The following is an 18,846-nucleotide window of genomic DNA, read 5'->3' on the forward strand; positions in this document are numbered from 1 at the left end:
CGTCGGCGATGCCGGCGGGGCTCCTCGTGTCAGGTGCGAGCTGCCTTCTCAGCTCACGGGTCGATGATGATCACGCAGGTGTAGGTGCCCGGCAGCAGGTTGCTCTTGGTGAGCGACCCGTCGCCGTTCGGGCCGGTCGTCGCCTCGTACGGCGGGTCGGATGCGGCGTCGCAGTCGATCGTCGACGCGGTGCCGCCGTCGACCTGGGAGTCGACCGTGATCGTGAAGTTCGTCAACGGCATGTTGGCGAAGGTCTTGACCGCACCGGCTGGCGTATCGCTGCAGTCGGCGGCGCTCTCCGAGACCGACGCGGTCTGCGGGTTCGTCGACAACGCGACGTAGCCCGACGGAACGCTCTCGGTCACGGTGTAGTTGCCGACCAGGCTGCTGACCACGAGGTTCGGAACGCAGGCGATGCCCTGGGCGTTCGTCTGCACGACGATGCCCTGACTGAGGTTGCCGCCCGTGACGGTGAAGGTCACGCCCGCGTGCGGGTGGTCGCCCGATCCGGACGCCGCATGCTTGCGGGTCTTCACGATCTTGATGGCGCCCTTCTCGCGCGCGTTCGTGAACGTACAGGTCACGGTCTCGCCGGCTTGCAGCGAGATCGACTGCGGATCAGACGTGTCGCTGCACGTCTCGCTGGTGAGGTTCCAACCGGTGGGGACCGTCTCCGACACGTCGTAGGTACCCGGCGTCAGGTTCGCGTACGTGTTCGAGTCCTTGCCCGCTGCGCCGGCGGCCGTCGTCGTCAGCGTGAAGGACGAATCAGGCAGCGTGCCCGACGTGAAGTCGAACGCACCGAATCCGTCGCTCGTGATCTTCTCCACGACGATGGTGCCCTTCGCCTGGTTGGTATACGTGCACTCGAGCACGTCGTCCGCGTCATCCAGGTCGAACGTGACCGTTCCCGTCGCGGTGTCGATGTTGCTCGGAGTGACGCCGACGCTGTCATCGCAGTCGATGTCGATCAGCGTCCATCCGGCCGGCGGCCCGGACTCGGTCACCGTCAGGCCCGTCCCGAAGAACACGTTGTCGTACTCCTGCGTCCCGCCGTCGCTCAGGCTGAAGCTCGGATTCGTCCCGTCGTCCTGCGTCTCGATCGCGGTGGTGTAACCGAAGGAGGTTGCGTCTCCGTCGGGATCGGTCTGCTTGTGGATGATCACCTTCGCGCAGTTGGTGATATCCGTCGGGGCCGGCGCGATGTAGTCCTTCATCGCCGCCGTGAACGAGTCGGAGGAGCGGCTCTTCAGGTAGGCGCTTCCGAACGACACGCACTCGTCGTCACCGACGATCGCCGAGAAGTCCACGCTGGCCTCGCCGAACGTGCGGGCGGACACGTTGCCGAGTCCGTCGGTCGCCCCGGCGAGGATCGCGGTCGTGTTGATGGATCCGGTGGCATCGCCCGCGGCGGTCAGGCTCACGCGCACGCCCCAGCAAGGGGTCGCGTTGGCTGCCTCGCATTGGGCCTTCGGCCCGGTCTCGACCCACTTGGAGAGGAAGAGTTCGGGGTTGGTGCCGCCGTTCGCGAGGTCGTACTGGATGAGCAGGTCACCCTCGGTGCGCTCAGGCGTGACTCCGTTGCCCGAATCGACGCTCGACTGGTTGAACTCGAAGTCCATGTTCGTCGTGCCGCTCGGGTCCTGCACGCGATGCCAGAACATATGCAGGAAGTCTCCGCCGGGCGTCTCCTCGAGGTACGTGCCGAACGTCTTCAGGTCGCTCTTGTTCGGCGGAATCGATCCGAACACCGGTGAGGGCACGAGCGTGTCCTCCTTGGAGCCCTGGCCGAACGAGTCGTCACCGGTGCCGGACAGCAGGTCCGATTGCCGGTTCTCGTCCACGCTGGCCCAATCGAGGTCACCGGCCTCATCGACCACGAGGTTCGCGTTCGTGTCGATCTCGAAGTCACTCCCCGTCAGGCTCGGCGGCGGCGCTTGCGCGGATGCCGGGGCGCCGATGAGCGCCGTGCCGAGTAGTGCGAGGAAGCCGACGCCGGCCGCGCCGCGTAGACATCGCCGCCTGAACGAGGCGCGTTCGTCGGGTGTTCGGGGTCGGGTAGTGGAAGGCATCATCGTCTCCGTGTTCGCAGCGTCGTCCGGTCCGGCTGGGCCGGACGTTCCCCCTCTGCGGGCGAACGGGCGAATCTCGGGTGGTTCGTCTCCGGCGCGTCCGGCGACGTGGGTAGGTCGTCGCGGGCGTGCGTCGCGCCGTAGTGGTCGTAATGCCACTCCGCACCTTACTCCGAGCTGAGGAATGCTCAGTACCCCAGATCGGGGGTGCGTGGCAGAGTTGACGGCATGAGTGCGGCCCATCCCGGTGCGGACGGATCAGAACGAGGAACGGCGGATCGGCCGACTCCGAAGACGACCCCTGCCCAGATCCTCGGCACCAGCTTCGTGACCGAGGAGTCGGTCTACGGCGTCATCCTCGTCTCGGGCATGATCGTCGTCGCCGGCGGGCACGGTGAGAGTTCCTGGCGCGTCTTCTGGACCGTCGTCATCACCGTCCTCGTGTTCTGGGCTGCGCACGTCTACGCCGGCACGGTCGCGCACCACGGCTTCGACGACCACCGGATGGTGAGCCTCGGCGAGGCCTTCCGCGGGGCGCTCCGCCGATCGTTCGGCATGCTCGTCGCCGCGCTCATCCCGTCGTCGATCCTGCTCCTGGGCGCGGCGCGCGTGGTGCCCGACCTCCTGGCCATCTGGACCGCGCTCTGGGTCGGCGTCATCGTGCTCGCCGTGCTGGGCTTCATCGCGTTCCGCCGGCGCGGCGCGAGTCCGGTGATGCAGGTCGTCGGCGCGCTCGGCACCGCCGCGTTCGGGATCGCCATGATCCTGCTCAAGGCGATCGTGCACTGACGACGGATGCCGCGGCGGCGTGTCGCGGGACCATCGGCCCGCTCGCGAGAGGCCACGTCGATATCGTCGGCAGCGAAGCCGATCCCGGGGGAGTGGACCGCAGATGAGCGACGCGACGAACACCGACGACGACCTGCGCGCCAGGGTCGCCCAGCTCGAGGCCGAGAACGCCCGGTTGCGCGCCGATGCCGCGGAGACGCGCGACCTGTCGGCGGACGTCGCGGCCGCGGCATCCGCTGCCCCCGCACGCCCGAAGCGCCGTCGCGGCCGGACCGTCGCGGCGGTCGTGCTCGTGGTGGTCGGCCTGCTCCTCGCACCGATCGCGGTGATCACCGCGTGGGCCCGTGCCGAGCTCGTCGACACCGACCGGTTCGTGGCCACGTTCGGCCCGCTCGCGGAGGATCCCGCCGTGCAGGCCTTCCTCGCCGACGAGGTGACGACCGCGATCGAGGAGCAGGTCGACATCCCCCAGCTCACGTCCGACCTCTTCGACGGCATCAAGGCGCTCGACCTGCCGCCGCGCGCCGAGGACGCGCTGTCGCTGCTCGAGGCGCCCGCCGCGCAGGGCCTGAGCTCGCTGCTGTCGTCGACGGTGGATCGGGTCATCCAGTCCGAGGCGTTCGCGAACGTGTGGGATGCCACGCTCCGCGCGAGTCACACGCAGATGGTCGCAGCGCTGCAGGGCGACCCGAACGCCATGCTCGAGATCGGCGGGGACGGCACGCTCTCGGTGCAGCTCGGCCCGATCATCGAGGCGGTAAAGGACCGCCTCAGCGAGCAGGGCGTCGGCTTCGCCTCGGCGATCCCGGTCGTCGAACGCAGCGTGCAGGTCGCGCAGGCCGATTCGCTCGTGCTCGTGCAGACCGTCTACGCGCTCGCGGTGGCGGTCGGCACGTGGGTGCCGCTCATCGCGCTGCTGCTCCTCATCGCGGGCGTCGTGGTCGCGAAGCGGCGGAGCGTCGCGCTCGCCTGGACCGCGGGCGGATTCGCGCTCGTCATGCTGCTCACCCTCGCCGGCTTCGGCACGGGCAAGCTCTTCTTCGTGGGCACCGTGAGCCCGTCGATCATGCCGAAGGATGCGGCCGAGGCGATCTTCGGCGGCCTGACCGAGCTGATGGTCTCGACGTTCACCGCGCTCACGGTGCTCGCCATCGCGCTTGCGATCATCGCGTGGCTCTCGGGGCCGTGGTCGACGTCGCGGCGCGTGCGCGGCTTCTCGGACGACGCGTTCGGCGCGGTCCGGAAGAGCGCAGCCGAGCACGGCATCACCACGGGCCGCTTCGGAATCGGCCTGCACCGCTGGCGGGTCGCGGCCTACGCCGTGATCGCGGTCGTCGCGTCGCTGTTCCTCTGGTTCTCGAGGCCCCTCCAGACGTCGACCGTCGTCTGGACCGTGGTTCTCGCACTGCTCGCCGTGCTCCTCGTCGAACTGCTGCGGCGACCGGATCCGGTGGTCGAGGTGGAGGTGAAGCCCGAGGCCGACGCCGAGGTCGTCGCCGTGGCGGTGGCCGTGGCCGAGCCCGAGACCGAGCCCGGATCGCCGGCGAGCCCGTGAAGCATCGCGCCCGCGCCGGCTGAGGCGCGACGCGGCATCCGCTCGGTCCTCTCGGGCACGTCGCGCACCCCACTCGGCCGCGCCCGGGTTAGGCTCGCGTGCGATGAGACGCACGACGATCGCCCTGCTGGCCGCGCTCGAGGCCACGGTCGCCGTCCTCGTCGGCCTCGGCCTCGCGCTCGTGCCGCTGATGCTGCTGTGGGCCGTGCACTTCGGCCTCGCCGCGCCCGTCGACGTGTTCTTCCGCGCGGCGGCCGACGTCTGGCTCCTCGGTCACGGCGTCGACCTCGTCGTACAGCTCGATCCGGCCACCGCGGCGACCGTCGGGGTCGCCGGCGCCGACGCGCCGTTCACCATCGGCATCGCGCTGCTCGGGTTCGCGGGCCTCACGTTCCTCTTCGGCCTTCGCATCGGCCGCCGAGCGACCGCGACCGGCACGCCCATCGTGGGCGCGGTCTCGGCCGTCCTCGTGACGGCGCTCCTCGGAACCGCGCTCGCGGTGCTCGTCGCCCATCCGGTCGCGCAACCGGTGCTCTGGCAGGCGGCGGTGCTTCCCGGCATGGTCATGGGCGGCGGGGTGCTCGCGGGCGTGGCGGTGGCCTTCGGCCGCTCGGGTTGGGCGACGGATGCCGCGACGAGTGCCGTGCGCGATCGGCTCGACACGCTTCCGTTCATCGCCTGGGCCGGGATCCGCTCGGCGATCCGGGTCGGGGTGGGTTCGGCGGTCGGGGTGATCGGCGTCGCGGCGGCGATACTCGGCGCGCGCATCGTGATCGACCACCCGACGATCATCGGGCTGTACCAGGCGCTCGGCGCGGGCGTCGACGGCGGCATCGCGATCACGCTCGTCGAGCTCGCGCTGCTGCCGAACCTCGTCGTCTGGGCGGCGTCGTGGATGCTCGGACCCGGCTTCGCGGTCGGTGCGGGCACGGTCGTGTCGCCGAGCGTGACCCTCATCGGCCCGATCCCCGGCCTGCCGATCCTCGGTGCGCTGCCCGCGGACGGGGCTCCACTCGGCGTGCTCTGGCTCGCGCTGCCCGTGCTCCTCGGCTTCGGCGGTGCGGTGCTCGTCGGCCGGGGCAAGCGCGAACGCGACCGCGAGCCGTGGTGGGCGACGCTCGCGGTCGGAGCGGGTGCCGGGGTGGTCGCGGGTCTCGTCCTTGGCGTGCTCGCGTGGGGATCGGGTGGGGCCGCCGGACCGGGGCACCTCGTCGAGGTCGGCCCGGATGCGCTGCTCGTCGCCGGCGTCACCGCCGCGAGCGTCGGCGTCGGAGCGATCGCCGGAGCGTTCGCCGCCCGCGCCCGTTCGCTCGATGCGGTCGGAGGGCCCGCGGAATCGGGGGGTCGTCCGTGGTGGCGCGACGGCGCTGGCGACGGGCCTGGCGAGGCGACGGTCGACCCGTCGCAGGACGCGGGATCGGGCGATCGCGACGCACCGGACGACGTCGAGACGGTCGAGCTCGAGGGCCTGACGCGGGGGAGCCGCCGACGCTGAGCGCGATTTCAGCGGCATCCGACGCCATGTTATCCTCACGGACAACAAGCCCTCGGATCCCCTGACGCGCTGCGGCGCCCCGGAGGCTGCGCACCATCGCACCCGCACCACGCTCGATGAGGAGTCCCATGACCGAGACCGCTGCCCGACCGCGGCCCGCCTCCGCCCCCGCCCCGGATCCGACCACGGCAGCCGGCGCGCCGGCTCGCCACGACGGCAAGGGCCTCGCGACCGGAACCCTCGGCCTCTGGGGCTCCACGGTCATCGGCCTCGCGTCGACGGCGCCCGTCTACTCGCTCGCCGCGACGCTCGGTTGGGTCGTGCTCGCGGTGGGCGCGCAGGCGCCGATCGCGTTCATCATCGCGTTCGCCCCGATGCTCCTCATCGCCTTCGCCTACCGCGAGCTCAACCGCGAGATGCCCGACTGCGGCACCACGTTCACGTGGGGCACCAAGGCGTTCGGGCCGTGGATCGGCTGGATGGGCGGCTGGGGCGTCGCCGTCGCCGGCGTCGTCGTGCTCGCCAACCTCGCCCAGATCGGCGGCATCTACTTCTGGCTGCTCATCGACGAGTCGCTCGCCGAGGACCCGGTCGTGGTCACCGTCACCGGCGTCGTGTTCATCGCCGCCATGACCTGGATCAGCTGGCGCGGCCTCGAGATCGGCGAGCGCCTGCAGAACATCCTGCTCGCGATCCAGTACGTCGCGCTCGGCGCCTTCGTCGTGCTCGTCGCCGTGCAGTTCGCCACCGGCACGGCGCCCGCCACGGCGACGGCGCCCACACTCGAGTGGTTCAACCCGTTCGGCTTCGAGGACTTCTCGGGCTTCGTCGAGGCGATCCTGCTCGCCCTCTTCATCTACTGGGGCTGGGACACCTGCCTCGCGCTCAACGAGGAGACGAAGGACCCCAAGCGCACCCCGGGCCGCGCCGCGGTGCTCACGACCGTCATCCTGCTCGTCACCTACGTCGGCGTGACCGTGGCCGCCATGGCGTACGCGGGCCTCGGCAGCGAGGGCTTCGGGCTCGGCAACGAGGCCAACGCCGACGACGTGTTCTTCGCGCTGAAGGACGCGGTGTTCGGCCCGTGGTCGTGGCTGCTGGTCGTCGCCGTCATGATCTCGGCCGTGTCGTCGACGCAGACGACGATCCTTCCCACCGCGCGCGGCACCCTCGCGATGGCGGTCTACCGCGCCCTTCCCGAGCAGTTCGCGAACGTGCACCCGCGCTTCAGGACGCCGGCGTTCTCGACCCTGCTCATGGGCGCGGTCGCCATCCTCTTCTTCGTCGGGATGTCGCTCATCAGCGACAACCTCATGCAGGACACGATCCTCTCGCTCGGCCTCGCCATCGCCTTCTACTACGCGATCACCGGGTTCGCGTGCGTGTGGTACTTCCGCCGGACGCTCCGCGACAGCGCGCGCAACCTGTGGTTCCGCGGCATCCTGCCGTTCATCGGGGCGCTGCTGCTCTCGGCGGCGTTCGTGTTCTCGGTCGTCGACATGCTCGACCCCGACTACGGGTACACGGTGCTGTTCGGCGTCGGCGGCGTGTTCGTGGTCGGCGTCGGCTCGCTCGCGCTCGGCGTCGTGCTCATGCTCGCGTGGGCCGCGTTCCCGGCGTCGCGGCCGTTCTTCCGCGGCGAGGCGCTGAACGAGGAGACCGAGGTCCTCGTGCCCGACGACGACGACCTCGTCATCGTCCGCGTGGAGGCGGAGCTCGCCGACCGGTAGCCCCGGTCCGACACGGCGAGCGGATGCCACGGCCGGAGCCCGTGGCATCCGCTCGCGTCGTCTCCCGGCACGGGTGCGGGTCCGCTGCGCACGTGCGCGGACCGACCGGTGTCATCCGCTCACCTGCGCGGCGGGTACCCTCGTAGGGTGCTGAAGCTCGTCGTGCTGATCTCGGGCACGGGATCGAACCTCCGCGCGCTCCTCGAGGCGTCGGAGGACGCCGAGTTCCCCGCGAGGGTCGTCGCCATCGGCGCCGACCGCGACTGCGAGGGGTTGGCGCTCGGCGAGGAGTTCGGGATCCCGGCGTTCACCGTCCCCTTCACCGCCTACGACTCCCGTGACGCGTGGGGCGAGGCGCTCATCGAGCAGGTCCGAGCCTGGGGCGCCGACCTGGTGATCCTGTCGGGGCTCATGCGGCTCGTGCCGCCCGCCGTCGTCGACGCCTTCAGCCCGAACCTCGTCAACACGCACCCCGCGTACCTCCCCGAGTTCCCCGGCGCGCACGGCGTGCGCGATGCGCTCGCCGCGGGCGTCACGGAGACCGGCGCGAGCCTCATCGTCGTCGACAACTCGGTCGACGGCGGCCCGATCATCGCTCAGGAGCGCGTGCCCGTGCTGCCCGACGACACCGAGTCGACCCTCCACGATCGCATCAAGCCCGTCGAGCGCCGCCTGCTCATCCAGGCCGTCGTCGACATCGCCAATTCGCACCTCGACCTGAAGGAGCTCGCCGCATCATGAGCGGAGCACGCATCGACCCGAGCCTCTACCGCGAACGGGACGTCGTTCCCGTCAAGCGCGCGCTCATCGCCGTGAGCGACAAGTCCGGGCTCGTCGAGCTCGCGTCTGCGCTCGTGGAGGCCGGCGTCGAGATCGTGTCGACCGGCGGCACCTCGAAGGCGATCGCCGACGCGGGGCTCCCCGTGACCCAGGTGGCCGACGTCACGGGCTATCCCGAGCACCTCGACGGGCGCGTGCGGACGCTGCACCCGGCCGTGCACTCCGGCCTCCTCGCCGACCTGCGCCTCGAGCACCACGAGCGCGAGCTCGCGCAGCTCGCGATCGCGCCGTACGAGCTCGTCGTCGTGAACCTCTACCCGTTCGTCGAGACCGTCGCCTCGGGTGCCGAGGCCGACGAGATCGTCGAGCAGATCGACATCGGCGGCCCCGCGATGGTCCGCGCCTCGGCGAAGAACCACGCGAACGTCGCCGTCGTCGTCTCGCCCGACCGCTACGACGAGGTCGTCTCGGCCGTGCGCGACGGCGGCACCACGCTCGCCCAGCGTCGCGACCTCGCGCGCGAGGCGTTCCGCCACACCGCGACCTACGACATCGCCGTGGCCTCGTGGATCGGCAGCGTCGTCGCGCCCGACCAGGCCGCCGACGAGTCGCCCTTCCCCGCGTGGGTCGGTGCCGCCTGGACCAAGGACGCCGACCTCCGGTACGGCGAGAACTCGCACCAGAAGGCGGCGCGCTACTCCGCCATCGGCGGCCGGCCCGGCATCGCGCAGGCCCGGCAGCTGCACGGCAAGGAGATGTCGTACAACAACTACGTCGACGCGGATGCCGCGGTGCGGGCCGCGTACGACTTCGACGCGCCGGCCGTGGCGATCATCAAGCACGCCAACCCGTGCGGCATCGCGGTCGCGGCACCGGGTGCGGCCGACGCGATCGCCGACGCGCACCGCCGCGCACACGAATGCGACCCCGTGTCCGCCTTCGGCGGCGTGATCGCCGCGAACCGCACCGTGACCCGCGAGATGGCCGAGACCGTCTCGGGCATCTTCACCGAGGTGCTCGTCGCTCCGGGCTTCGAGGCCGAGGCGGTCGAGATCCTCACGCAGAAGAAGAACATCCGCCTGCTCGAGCTGCCCGACGGCTTCACGCCGCCCGCGACGGAGATCCGGCAGGTCTCCGGCGGCCTCCTCCTGCAGCAGGCCGACCGTTCGTTCGCGGACGCCGCCGAATGGACCCTCGCCGCGGGCGAGCCCGCCGACGAGGCGACGCTCGCCGACCTCGAGTTCGCGTGGCGCGCGTGCCGCGCGGTGAAGTCGAACGCGATCCTGCTCGCCTCGGCGGGCGCCTCGGTCGGGGTCGGCATGGGGCAGGTCAACCGCGTCGACTCGTGCAAGCTCGCCGTCGAGCGCGCAGGCGATCGCGCGGCCGGATCGGTCGCGGCATCCGACGCGTTCTTCCCCTTCGCCGACGGGCTGCAGATCCTGCTCGACGCGGGCGTGAGGGCCGTCGTCCAGCCCGGCGGATCGGTGCGCGACGAGGAGGTCGTCGAGGCCGCGCGGGCCGCGGGCGTGACCATGTACTTCACGGGCGAGCGGCACTTCTTCCACTGACGCCGGGGCGGCGCCGCGAGGCGTCTCGGCGGCGGTACCCTTGACGTGAGGGCGCCCACGAAGCGCCCGCACAGCCACGCCCACAAGGCGATGAGTACAAGGAGCCGATCGATGTCGATCACCCACGCCCCCGCGCCGTCCCCCTCCCACGGGGTCCACGCCGCACTGCCCGTCGAAGCCCCCGACCACGAACGCGTGCTCATCACGCGGGGTCCCCGTTCCGGGCTCACGATCATCGTCGCGGTGCATTCCACCGCCCTCGGGCAGGCCCTCGGCGGCGCACGTGTCTGGCACTACGAGCACTGGACGGATGCGCTCGCCGACGCCCTGCGCCTCTCGCAGGCCATGACGCTGAAGAACGCCGCGGCCGGCCTGGCGCGTGGTGGCGGCAAGTCCGTCGTCTGCATCCCCGCGGGCGAGACGCTCGACGAGGCGCGCCGCCACGACGCGATGCTCGACCTCGGCGACGCGGTCGAGTCGCTCGGCGGCGCCTACATGACCGCCGAAGACGTCGGCACGAGCGCGGAGCTCATGTCGGTCGTCCACGAGCGCACCGAGCACGTCTGCGGCCTGCCCGCCCACGAGGGCGGCGTCGGCGAGCCCGCCGATGCCACCGCGGCCGGCGTGCACGCGGGCATCCTCGCGACGCTCGACCACGTCTTCGGGTCGCGCGACGTCGCCGGCCGTCACTTCGTCATCGCCGGACTCGGCCAGGTGGGCGGACGACTCGCCCGGGCGCTCGCCGCAGGCGGCGCGCGCCTCACCGTCGCCGACGTGCACGAGGGCAAGCGCGCGCTCGCGGAGGAGCTCGGGGCCGAGTGGGTCTCCCCGGCCGACGCGCACCGCGTCGAGGCCGACATGTTCGTCCCGTGCGGGCTCGGCGGCGTGCTGACCCCCGAGGTCGTCCAGGAGCTGCGCGTGCGGGCCGTCGTCGGCGCCGCCAACAACCAGCTCGCCGACCGCGACGTCGCGCGCATGCTCCGCGGGCGCGGCATCGCCTGGGCGCCGGACTTCGTCGTGAACGCCGGAGGGGTCGTGTACCTCGACCTCGCGTCGGCGCCCGGCATCGGCCAGGACGAGCTCGACCGTCGCATCGCCGGCATCGGCGACGTCGTCGCCGCCGTGCACCGCGACGCCGACGCCGCCGGGATCACCACGCTCGAGGCCGCCGAGCGGCTCGCGGCGGCCCGTCTCGACGCGGCACGCTGACCTGATCGGAGGTGCGGGGCGTCGGCGTGCCGACGCCCCGCACCGTCGTCCCCGAGCCGGCCATCACCATGCGCAGCGCGGCGGATCGGTGCGCGCGCGACGACTCCCGCCCGCCGATAGGCTCGTCCGCATGACGCCCCCCGCGACCCAGCCCCCGGCCGTGCCCGCCCTCGATCCCGCGCAGGCGACCGTCGCCCGCCGCTCGGTCGCGGCCATGGCCTCAGCGGGGGCGGTCGCGCTCGTCGCGTTCGGTGCGGGCGTCATCGCCAACCTGCTCTCGCGCGAGCAGAACCCCGCCGTGCTCGCCCAGTCCGTCCCCTACTTCGCGCTCGCCGCGGTCGTGCTGTGGGGCCTGCTCTGCATCGGCAACGCGCTCGGGGCGCTGCGAGCCTGGTTCCTCGCACTGCCCGTCGGGCTCACCTCCGCCGTCCTCGCGACGCTCCTCGCCGCGAGCGCCAACGTGGTGACGAGCGGGGTGCAGGTCTCGGCCCAGGTGTTCTCCCTCGTGCTGTCGAGCCTCCTCGGGCTGAACCTGCTCTTCATCGTCGCGGCCGTGCTCGCCGAGGTGTTCGTCGCCCCGCGCGTGGCCGCATGGGTGCTCGCGCATCGACCGCGACGCGCGGCGCGCCGCGTGGCGCTCGTGCGCATCCCCGCCTCGAACCTCGACGAGGGTGAGCTCACCCACCTCGAGCGCCGTCCCGTCGACCAGGCGCTCGCCGACGAGCAGTGGGACGACTACTGCGCGGCGCTCGTCGCCGAGGGGTGGGAGACCGTCGAGGTCGATGCCGCGCCCGACCTGCCCGATTCGGTCTTCATCGAGGACACCGTGGTGTTCTTCGACGGCCTCGCCGTGCTCGGGAGCCCCGGCGCCGAGTCGCGCCGCCCCGAGGTCGAGGCCGTCGAGCGCGCCGTCCGCGCCCTGCCGGGCGTCTCGATCGCGCGCATCACCGCGCCGGGCACGCTCGACGGCGGCGACGTGCTGAAGGTCGGGTCGACGGTGTACGTCGGAGCCTCCGCGCGCACAAACGCCGAGGGCATCCGCCAGCTCCGCGGCATCCTCTCGCAGCTCGGCTACACCGTGGTCGCCGTGCCGATGACGAAGGCGCTGCACCTGAAGAGCGCCGTGACCGCGCTGCCCGACGGCACGATCATCGGAGACCCGGCGCTCGTCGAGCACACCGCGCTCTTCCCGCGCTTCCTCGCCGTGCCCGAGCCCGAGGGCGTCGCGGTCGTCGTGCTGTCCGACGAGACGCTGCTCATGTCGGCGTCTGCGCCGAAGACCGCCGAGCTCCTCTCAGGTCTGGGCTACCGCGTCGTCACGGTCGACATCAGCGAGTTCGAGAAGCTCGAGGGCTGCGTCACCTGCCTGTCGGTGCGGGTGCGCTGACCTGATCCTGTCCGCAGACGGAGGAATCACCCGACCGAATTCCGGTCTTGCGTCACCCTCGGCCTTGGGCATAATCTGAAGGGCTGTCCGCTCGGGGAACCATCCGGCGGGCGAAGGGCTCGTGACCACGACGCAGGAGGACGACATGAAGTACACCGGCATTCCCGCCCGCACCGTCGCGGCGTTCGGTGCATTCGTCCCGGCGCTCGCCACCACCGCCACGGTCGCCCGGGGCTAGCTCCAGGCACCGTCCAGCCGGCGGGACGCCGGCCGTTCTTCCCGCGAGGCCGACGCCTCGCCCCTCTCGCCCGCGCGCGATCGCGTGCGCGGCATCCGCGTCTCCCTACGACGAGTCCGCATCCACGCGACCCGTCGCGCTCTCCCGGAAGGAACCGGCGTGACCGCCACCGACCCCACACTCCACCCTCCCCACGCCGAGCGCACCGGAACGGTGCGCGCACTCTTGCGACTGCGCGAGTTCGTGGGCGCCGCCATGCCCGCGATCTACGCCAGCATGGCCGCCTACCTGGTCGCCCAGCTCATCGCCCTCGCGATCCCGCAGGTGCTCGAGGCGATCGTCGACGGCCCGCTCGCCGACGGCGACCGCGCCGCGATCGTGCCGCTCGCGCTGCTCGTGCTCGCCCTCGGGGCGGGCGAGGCCGCGATGTTCGCGCTGCGACGCTGGCTCGTGATCGGCCCGACCACCAGGGTCGAGGCGCGCATGCGCGACGCGCTGTACGCCAGGCTGCAGGACCTCCCGGTGAGCTTCCACGACCGCTGGCCCAGCGGCCAGCTGCTCTCGCGCGCGGTGAGCGACCTCGGCCTCATCCGACGCTGGCTCGCCTTCGGCCTCGTGCTCCTCGTCATGAACCTCGTCGTCATCGTCGTCGGGGCCGTGGTGCTGATCTCGATGAGCTGGATGCTGGGGCTCGTGTTCCTCGCCTGCTCGATCCCGTTGTGGATCGTCGGCTACCGGTTCGAGGGGCGCTACTCCGAGGTGTCGCGCCGCAGCCAGGACCAGTCGGGCGACCTCGCCACGGCCGTCGAGGAGTCGGTGCACGGCATCCGCGTGCTCAAGGCGTTCGGCCGGGGCAAGCACGCCCTGAGCTCGTTCCGCGCGCAGGCCGAGCAGCTCCGGTCGACCGAGATCGAGAAGGCGCGACTCGACGCGAACATCTGGGTGTGGATCCTCATCGTGCCGGCCGTGGCGCTCGCGATCTGCCTGGTGCTCGGCGTGCAGCTCGCCGCGCAGGGCGAGCTCTCCGTCGGCCAGCTCGTGGCGTTCTTCGCGACCGCCGCGGTGCTCGCGTGGCCCATCGAGTCGATCGGCTTCCTGCTCGCGTTCTCGCTCGATGCGCGGACCGCGACGGACCGGTACTTCGACATCATGGACAGCGAGAACGCGGTCCGCGACCCGGAGCGCCCGTCCGCGCTCGCGTCGCCCCGCGGCGAACTCGCGTTCACCGACGTCCACTTCCGCTACCAGGACTCGCCCGACCGCTTCGGCGACCTGCTCGACGGCGTCGACCTCGTGCTCCGGCCCGGCGAGACCATGGCGCTCGTCGGCCTCACCGGGTGCGGCAAGACGACGATGACGGCGCTCACGACGCGCCTGTACGACGTGACCGGCGGCTCGGTGACGCTCGACGGCGTCGACGTGCGCGCGTTCCGGCGCGAGGAACTGCGTCGCCACATCGCGATGGCGTTCGAGGATGCCACGCTCTTCTCCGCGTCCGTGCGCGAGAACGTGCTGCTCGGACGGCCGGAGCTGACGGGCGACGCGGCGGCGGACCCGGCGGTCTCGGCCGAGGCGGAGCGCGTGCTCGACGAGGCGCTCCGCATCGCACAGGCCGGGTTCGCGTACGACCTGCCGGACGGCGTCGACACCAAGGTCGGCGAGGAGGGCATGAGCCTCTCCGGTGGACAGCGCCAGCGTCTCGCGCTCGCCCGTGCTGTGGCGGCCAAGCCCGCGGTGCTCGTGCTCGACGACCCGCTCTCGGCGCTCGACGTCGCGACCGAGGCACGCGTCGAGGCCGAGCTGCGCAGCGTGCTCGCCTCGACGACCGCGCTGATCGTGGCGCATCGCCCGTCGACGGTCATGCTCGCCGACCGGGTCGCCCTCCTCGAGGACGGGCGCATCACCGCGGTCGGCACCCACTCCGAGCTCCTGCGCGAGTCGGAGCACTACCGCTTCGTCATCTCGAGCCTCGAGGACGAGGAGCGCCGCGCGCAGGCGGAGGCATCCGACCTGATCGACGGCGAGGGGCTGGACACGCGGCCGGCCGCGTCGGGTGCCGCCCGACCACCGCAGGAGTCCGAACCGAAGGAGGCGATCCGATGAGCACCGTGACCGGGGTGCGCGGCGAGGAGCGCGACGAGTACACGAGGGCCGAGTCCCGCTGGATCCGGCGGCGGAGCCTGCGCCTGCTCGGTTCCCTGCTGCATCCGCTTCGCGCGCAGCTCTGGGTGACGATGGCCGTCATCGTCGTCTCGACGGCCGCCCAGGTGGCCGGCCCGGCGATCATCGCGTACGGGATCGACCAGGGCCTGCCCGCGCTCATGCGACAGGACTGGCTGCCGGTGGGGCTCGCGGGCCTCGCCTACCTCGTGACGGGTGCCGCCGGTGCGTTCCTCATCGCGTGGTACATCCGCATGGCCGCGCGCATCAGCCAGGCCGTGCTCATCGACCTGCGGACGCGCGTGTTCCTGCACACGCAGAAGCTGTCGCTCGAGTTCCACGAGTCGTACACGTCGGGCCGGATCATCTCGCGCCAGACGAGCGACCTCGACGCGATCCGCGAGCTCATGGACGAGGGCATCAACCAGCTCGTGCGGGGCCTGCTGTACATGCTCTTCACGGCGATCGCGCTGGTCTGGCTGGACTGGCTCTCGGGGCTCGTGCTGCTCGCGACCCTGCTGCCGCTGGTCGCGCTGACGCGCTGGTTCCAGGTGCGCTCGCAGAAGCTGTTCCGGCGTTCGCGCGTCGCGAGCGCGAAGCTCATCGTCCAGTTCGTCGAGACCATGACGGGCATCCGCGCGGTGCAGGCGTTCCGCTCGGAGCGGCGCAACGAGCGGGTCTTCGGCGACCTCGTCGAGGACTACCGCGACGTCAACGCCAAGGCGCTCGGGCTGTTCGCCGTGTACAACCCCGCGCTGAACTTCATGGGCTACGTCGCGGTGGCCGGCGTGCTGCTCATCGGCGGGTTCCGCGTGGCCGACGGGGTGCTCGAGGTCGGCGTGCTGCTCGCGGCGGTGCTGTACACCAAGCGCTTCTTCGATCCGATGGAGGAGCTCGCGATGTTCTACAACTCCTACCAGTCGGCCGCGTCGGCGCTCGAGAAGATCTCGGGCGTCCTCGAGGAGCAGCCGAGCGTGCCCGACCCGTCCGAGCCGGTGGACCTCTGGTCGGCCGAGGGCCACGTGCGGTTCGAGTCGGTCGAGTTCGCGTACACGCCCGACCGCGTCGTGCTGCCGAGGTTCGACCTCGACGTGCCGGCCGGGCAGACGGTCGCGCTCGTCGGCTCGACCGGCGCCGGGAAGTCGACGCTCGCGAAGCTCATCTCGCGCTTCTACGACCCGACCGACGGCGTCCTCGAGCTCGACGGCGTCGACCTGCGTCGCATGCACCCGAAGGACCTGCGCCGCGCGATCGTCATGGTCACCCAGGAGGCGTACCTGTTCTCCGGGTCGGTCGCCGACAACATCGCGCTCGGCAAGCCCGAGGCGAGCTTCGACGAGATCGTCGAGGCCGCGAGGGCGGTCGGCGCGCACGAGTTCATCGAGGGCCTGCCGAACGGCTACGACACCGACGTGAACAAGCGAGGCGGCCGCGTCTCGGCGGGACAGCGCCAGCTGATCTCGTTCGCGCGCGCGTTCCTCGCCGACCCCGCGGTGCTGATCCTCGACGAGGCGACGAGCTCGCTCGACATCCCGAGCGAGCGACTCGTGCAGGAGGGCCTGCAGACGCTGCTCGCCGACCGCACGGCGGTCATCATCGCGCACCGCCTGTCGACGGTCGCGATCGCCGACCGCGTGCTCGTCATGGAGCACGGCCGCATCGTCGAGGACGGCTCGCCCGCCGACCTCATCGGCGGCACGGGCCGGTTCGCGGCGCTGCACGCCGCATGGCGCGACTCGCTCGTGTAGCGGTGCGGCGGGGGGGGGGGGCCCGGGGGGGCGGCCGGGGCCGCCCCCCCCCCCCCCCCGCCCCGGGCGCGGGGCCCCCCCCGCCGCACCCCCGCTCAGGCCGCGGAGACCTCGACGACCGGCGTCCGCGCGATGCCGTTGAAGTCCGTGGCCGTCGCCCACGTGTAGGCGCCCATCATCGGCGAGACCAGCAGGTCGCCGTCGGCGAGCGGCGGCAGCGGCAGGTGGCGCGCGACGACGTCGACGCTGTCGCACGTCGGGCCCGCGAGCGTCACCGGCACCCGCGTCCGGGTGAGCACGCGTCGTGCCGCCCGCTCGGCCGCGTCGTCGCCGACGGGCTGCACGCCCAGCTCGGCCGCGGCGAACAGCAGGGCGTGCACGTCCTCGGCGGGGATGTTCGAGTAGGCGCCGTAGAGCCCCTCGTCGAGGTGGTGCCAGCGTCCGTCGGCGCGGTCGTTCGTGCCGATCACGCGCGTGACGAGCGTCATCGCCGGTGCGGCGACGAAGCGGCCCGGTTCGATCACGACGCGCACGTGCTCCGGAACGGCGGCGAGGGCCGGGCGGATGCCCCGGGCGAGTTCGGCGAGCGCCGGCACCGGTTCGTCGTACGCGACGGGGAACCCTCCGCCGAGGTCGAGCAGCTCGAAGCGGACGCCGTGCCGCGCCTCGAGCGCGCGCATGAGCCGCAGCGTCGTCGCGATCGCCCGCACCCACGGCGCGGCGGACGTGGTCTGGCTGCCGACGTGGAAGGTGAAACCGCGCACGGTGAGGCGGGAGCGCAGGCAGAGCTCGACGAGCGCAGCGGCGTCCTCGGGTGCGACGCCGAACTTCGAGGACAGGTCGGACTTCGCGTCGGGATTCGGGAACGACAGCCGCACGAGCACGCCGACGTCGTGCGTCGGGAGCCCCGCGAACTTCGCGACCTCCGACGGGCTGTCGACGACGAACGTGCGGATGCCGCGCAGGTACGCGCCCGTGATGTCGGCGACCGACTTCACGGGGTGCGTGTGCAGGCACCGCCCGATCGGGACGCCCTCGCGCTCGAGCAGGTCGATCTCGCCGCGCGAGGCGACCTCGAAGGACGCGCCGAAGCCGTGCACCGCACGGATCACGGCCGGGTGGGGGAGCGACTTCGTGGCGAAGTGGATCGCGGCGTCGGGCAGCTCCCGCCGGAGCGCGAGCAGCTGCGTCGCGACCCGGTCGACGTCGAGCAGGAACAGCGGCGACCCGTGCTCGCGCACGAGCGCACCGAGCCGGATGCGCTGCGCGTACGAGGCGAGTTCGCGCCGGACGAGTTCCCGGTGCGGCGGCAGCTCGGGCAGCGGCCCGGTCGCCGTGCCGAGGCGACGTCGAGTCGGTCGGGGACGGCGGGGGCGCAGGTCGGCCCTCTCCACGGGAGCGTCGGACGGGGTCGGCGCGAGCCGGTCCCGGGACGGAGACTGCGGCACGAGGGTCATCGGAGGGCTCCGTCCAGACGGGGCGCCGACGGCGCCGGTCGGTTCGCGCCGGCGGTGGGTGCGGCGTGGCGCCCGGCGCCCGGGACCGGTGCGCTCGGCGCATCCGCCCCGCCGTCGGGCAGGATCAGGCGACGGCCGAGCTCGAACGACACGATCGCGACGGCGTAGAACACGACGTCGGCGGCGAGCTTGCCGACGAGCCATCCGGTCGGGTTCGGCCCCAGCGCCGCGGTCGCCGCGATCAGGAGCGCCGGACGCACGAGGAACGTGTCGAGCGCCTCGGCCGGGCCGAACTCGGCGACGAGGCCGCGCAGCGCGAGGAGGACCGCGGCGGATGCCCGACGCGTGGCGCTCCGGTGGCGACGCACGCGTCGCGAGGCCAGGTGGCCCCGGATGCCGCGGACGAGGACCAGCGCGTAGTAGCCGACGCCCTCGGCGACCGTGCCGGCGACCGCGGCGGCGACGAGCGAGCCCGTGACCTCGTACGCGGCGGCGGCACCGGCGACGGCCGCCACGGTGCCGAGCACCTCGAGCGGCAGGTACCGGGCGATCCACCCCACGACGCGTCCGCGTTCCGATCCGAGCATGCCCCCAGCGTCGCGAGGGTGGGCGCGCGCCGGATCGGGGCGGTCACCCCGGACGGATCGGGGTCACCACT

13 protein-coding genes are annotated in these 18,846 nt (G+C 72.2%); 10 read left to right on the forward strand and 3 right to left on the reverse strand.

Translation table 11 applies throughout. The annotated features are described in order from the left end of the window. Positions 1 to 53: 53 nt before the first annotated feature. On the reverse strand, positions 54 to 2,072 hold the full coding sequence (locus ACSJD1_RS16650; protein ID WP_438856408.1) for an MSCRAMM family protein: 2,019 nt from the start codon (positions 2,070 to 2,072) through the stop codon (positions 54 to 56). A 228-nt stretch (positions 2,073 to 2,300) separates the two neighbouring features. Between ACSJD1_RS16650 and ACSJD1_RS16655 the strand changes: the two genes are divergently transcribed. The 10 genes from ACSJD1_RS16655 to ACSJD1_RS16700 all read left to right on the forward strand — a co-directional run bounded on the left by ACSJD1_RS16655 (position 2,301) and on the right by ACSJD1_RS16700 (position 16,731). Then, complete coding sequence (locus ACSJD1_RS16655; protein WP_438856409.1) at positions 2,301 to 2,861, forward strand: hypothetical protein; 561 nt, start codon at positions 2,301 to 2,303, stop codon at positions 2,859 to 2,861. A gap of 103 nt (positions 2,862 to 2,964) precedes the next feature. After that, the gene (locus ACSJD1_RS16660) at positions 2,965 to 4,416 is read left to right on the forward strand and encodes a hypothetical protein (RefSeq protein WP_438856410.1); all 1,452 of its coding nucleotides are present in this window, start codon (positions 2,965 to 2,967) and stop codon (positions 4,414 to 4,416) included. 103 nt (positions 4,417 to 4,519) lie between these two features. Next, positions 4,520 to 5,911, forward strand: coding sequence for a cell division protein PerM (locus ACSJD1_RS16665; protein WP_438856411.1), 1,392 nt, complete (start codon positions 4,520 to 4,522; stop codon positions 5,909 to 5,911). Between the two features lie 128 nt (positions 5,912 to 6,039). Continuing rightward, entirely contained in the window at positions 6,040 to 7,641 is a 1,602-nt protein-coding gene (locus tag ACSJD1_RS16670) for an APC family permease (protein ID WP_438856412.1), read from the forward strand. Positions 7,642 to 7,788: 147 nt separating this feature from the next. After that, positions 7,789 to 8,382, forward strand: coding sequence for a phosphoribosylglycinamide formyltransferase (purN, locus tag ACSJD1_RS16675; protein ID WP_438856413.1), 594 nt, complete (start codon positions 7,789 to 7,791; stop codon positions 8,380 to 8,382). After that, entirely contained in the window at positions 8,379 to 9,989 is a 1,611-nt protein-coding gene (gene purH / locus ACSJD1_RS16680) for a bifunctional phosphoribosylaminoimidazolecarboxamide formyltransferase/IMP cyclohydrolase (RefSeq protein ID WP_438856414.1), read from the forward strand. Before purN ends, purH begins: the two co-directional genes overlap by 4 nt. A 111-nt stretch (positions 9,990 to 10,100) precedes the next feature. Beyond that, positions 10,101 to 11,198, forward strand: a complete 1,098-nt coding sequence (locus ACSJD1_RS16685; RefSeq protein WP_438856415.1) for a Glu/Leu/Phe/Val dehydrogenase dimerization domain-containing protein — start codon at positions 10,101 to 10,103, stop codon at positions 11,196 to 11,198. A 130-nt stretch (positions 11,199 to 11,328) separates the two neighbouring features. After that, positions 11,329 to 12,585 carry a dimethylargininase gene (gene ddaH, locus ACSJD1_RS16690; RefSeq protein ID WP_438856416.1) on the forward strand — a complete coding sequence of 419 codons (1,257 nt, stop codon included), beginning with the start codon at positions 11,329 to 11,331 and terminating at the stop codon, positions 12,583 to 12,585. 397 nt (positions 12,586 to 12,982) lie between these two features. After that, positions 12,983 to 14,926, forward strand: a complete 1,944-nt coding sequence (locus ACSJD1_RS16695; protein WP_438856417.1) for an ABC transporter ATP-binding protein — start codon at positions 12,983 to 12,985, stop codon at positions 14,924 to 14,926. Beyond that, positions 14,923 to 16,731: an ABC transporter ATP-binding protein gene (locus ACSJD1_RS16700; RefSeq protein WP_438856418.1), complete on the forward strand. Its 1,809-nt coding sequence runs from the start codon at positions 14,923 to 14,925 to the stop codon at positions 16,729 to 16,731. The genes ACSJD1_RS16695 and ACSJD1_RS16700 overlap by 4 nt, the downstream gene beginning before the upstream one ends. A 95-nt stretch (positions 16,732 to 16,826) precedes the next feature. Here ACSJD1_RS16700 and ACSJD1_RS16705 read toward each other — a convergent pair whose 3' ends face one another. Next, positions 16,827 to 18,188 (reverse strand): type III PLP-dependent enzyme, encoded by a 1,362-nt coding sequence (locus ACSJD1_RS16705; protein ID WP_438856419.1) that lies wholly within the window; start codon positions 18,186 to 18,188, stop codon positions 16,827 to 16,829. Then, on the reverse strand, positions 18,185 to 18,775 hold the full coding sequence (locus ACSJD1_RS16710; RefSeq protein WP_438856420.1) for a hypothetical protein: 591 nt from the start codon (positions 18,773 to 18,775) through the stop codon (positions 18,185 to 18,187). The genes ACSJD1_RS16705 and ACSJD1_RS16710 overlap by 4 nt, the downstream gene beginning before the upstream one ends. Positions 18,776 to 18,846 lie beyond the last annotated feature (71 nt).

Source organism: Agromyces excoecariae (genome assembly GCF_051715505.1).
Taxonomy (GTDB): domain Bacteria; phylum Actinomycetota; class Actinomycetes; order Actinomycetales; family Microbacteriaceae; genus Agromyces.

What these genes read in the sequence shown, in the direction of transcription:
- ddaH (WP_438856416.1), top strand. Translation starts at nt 11,329, where the DNA reads ATGACGCCCCCCGCGACCCAGCCCCCGGCCGTGCCCGCCCTCGATCCC.
- ACSJD1_RS16705 (WP_438856419.1), bottom strand. Translation starts at nt 18,188, where the DNA reads ATGACCCTCGTGCCGCAGTCTCCGTCCCGGGACCGGCTCGCGCCGACC.
- purH (WP_438856414.1), top strand. Translation starts at nt 8,379, where the DNA reads ATGAGCGGAGCACGCATCGACCCGAGCCTCTACCGCGAACGGGACGTC.
- ACSJD1_RS16670 (WP_438856412.1), top strand. Translation starts at nt 6,040, where the DNA reads ATGACCGAGACCGCTGCCCGACCGCGGCCCGCCTCCGCCCCCGCCCCG.
- ACSJD1_RS16685 (WP_438856415.1), top strand. Translation starts at nt 10,101, where the DNA reads ATGTCGATCACCCACGCCCCCGCGCCGTCCCCCTCCCACGGGGTCCAC.
- ACSJD1_RS16665 (WP_438856411.1), top strand. Translation starts at nt 4,520, where the DNA reads ATGAGACGCACGACGATCGCCCTGCTGGCCGCGCTCGAGGCCACGGTC.
- ACSJD1_RS16650 (WP_438856408.1), bottom strand. Translation starts at nt 2,072, where the DNA reads ATGCCTTCCACTACCCGACCCCGAACACCCGACGAACGCGCCTCGTTC.
- ACSJD1_RS16655 (WP_438856409.1), top strand. Translation starts at nt 2,301, where the DNA reads ATGAGTGCGGCCCATCCCGGTGCGGACGGATCAGAACGAGGAACGGCG.
- ACSJD1_RS16710 (WP_438856420.1), bottom strand. Translation starts at nt 18,775, where the DNA reads ATGCTCGGATCGGAACGCGGACGCGTCGTGGGGTGGATCGCCCGGTAC.
- ACSJD1_RS16700 (WP_438856418.1), top strand. Translation starts at nt 14,923, where the DNA reads ATGAGCACCGTGACCGGGGTGCGCGGCGAGGAGCGCGACGAGTACACG.
- ACSJD1_RS16660 (WP_438856410.1), top strand. Translation starts at nt 2,965, where the DNA reads ATGAGCGACGCGACGAACACCGACGACGACCTGCGCGCCAGGGTCGCC.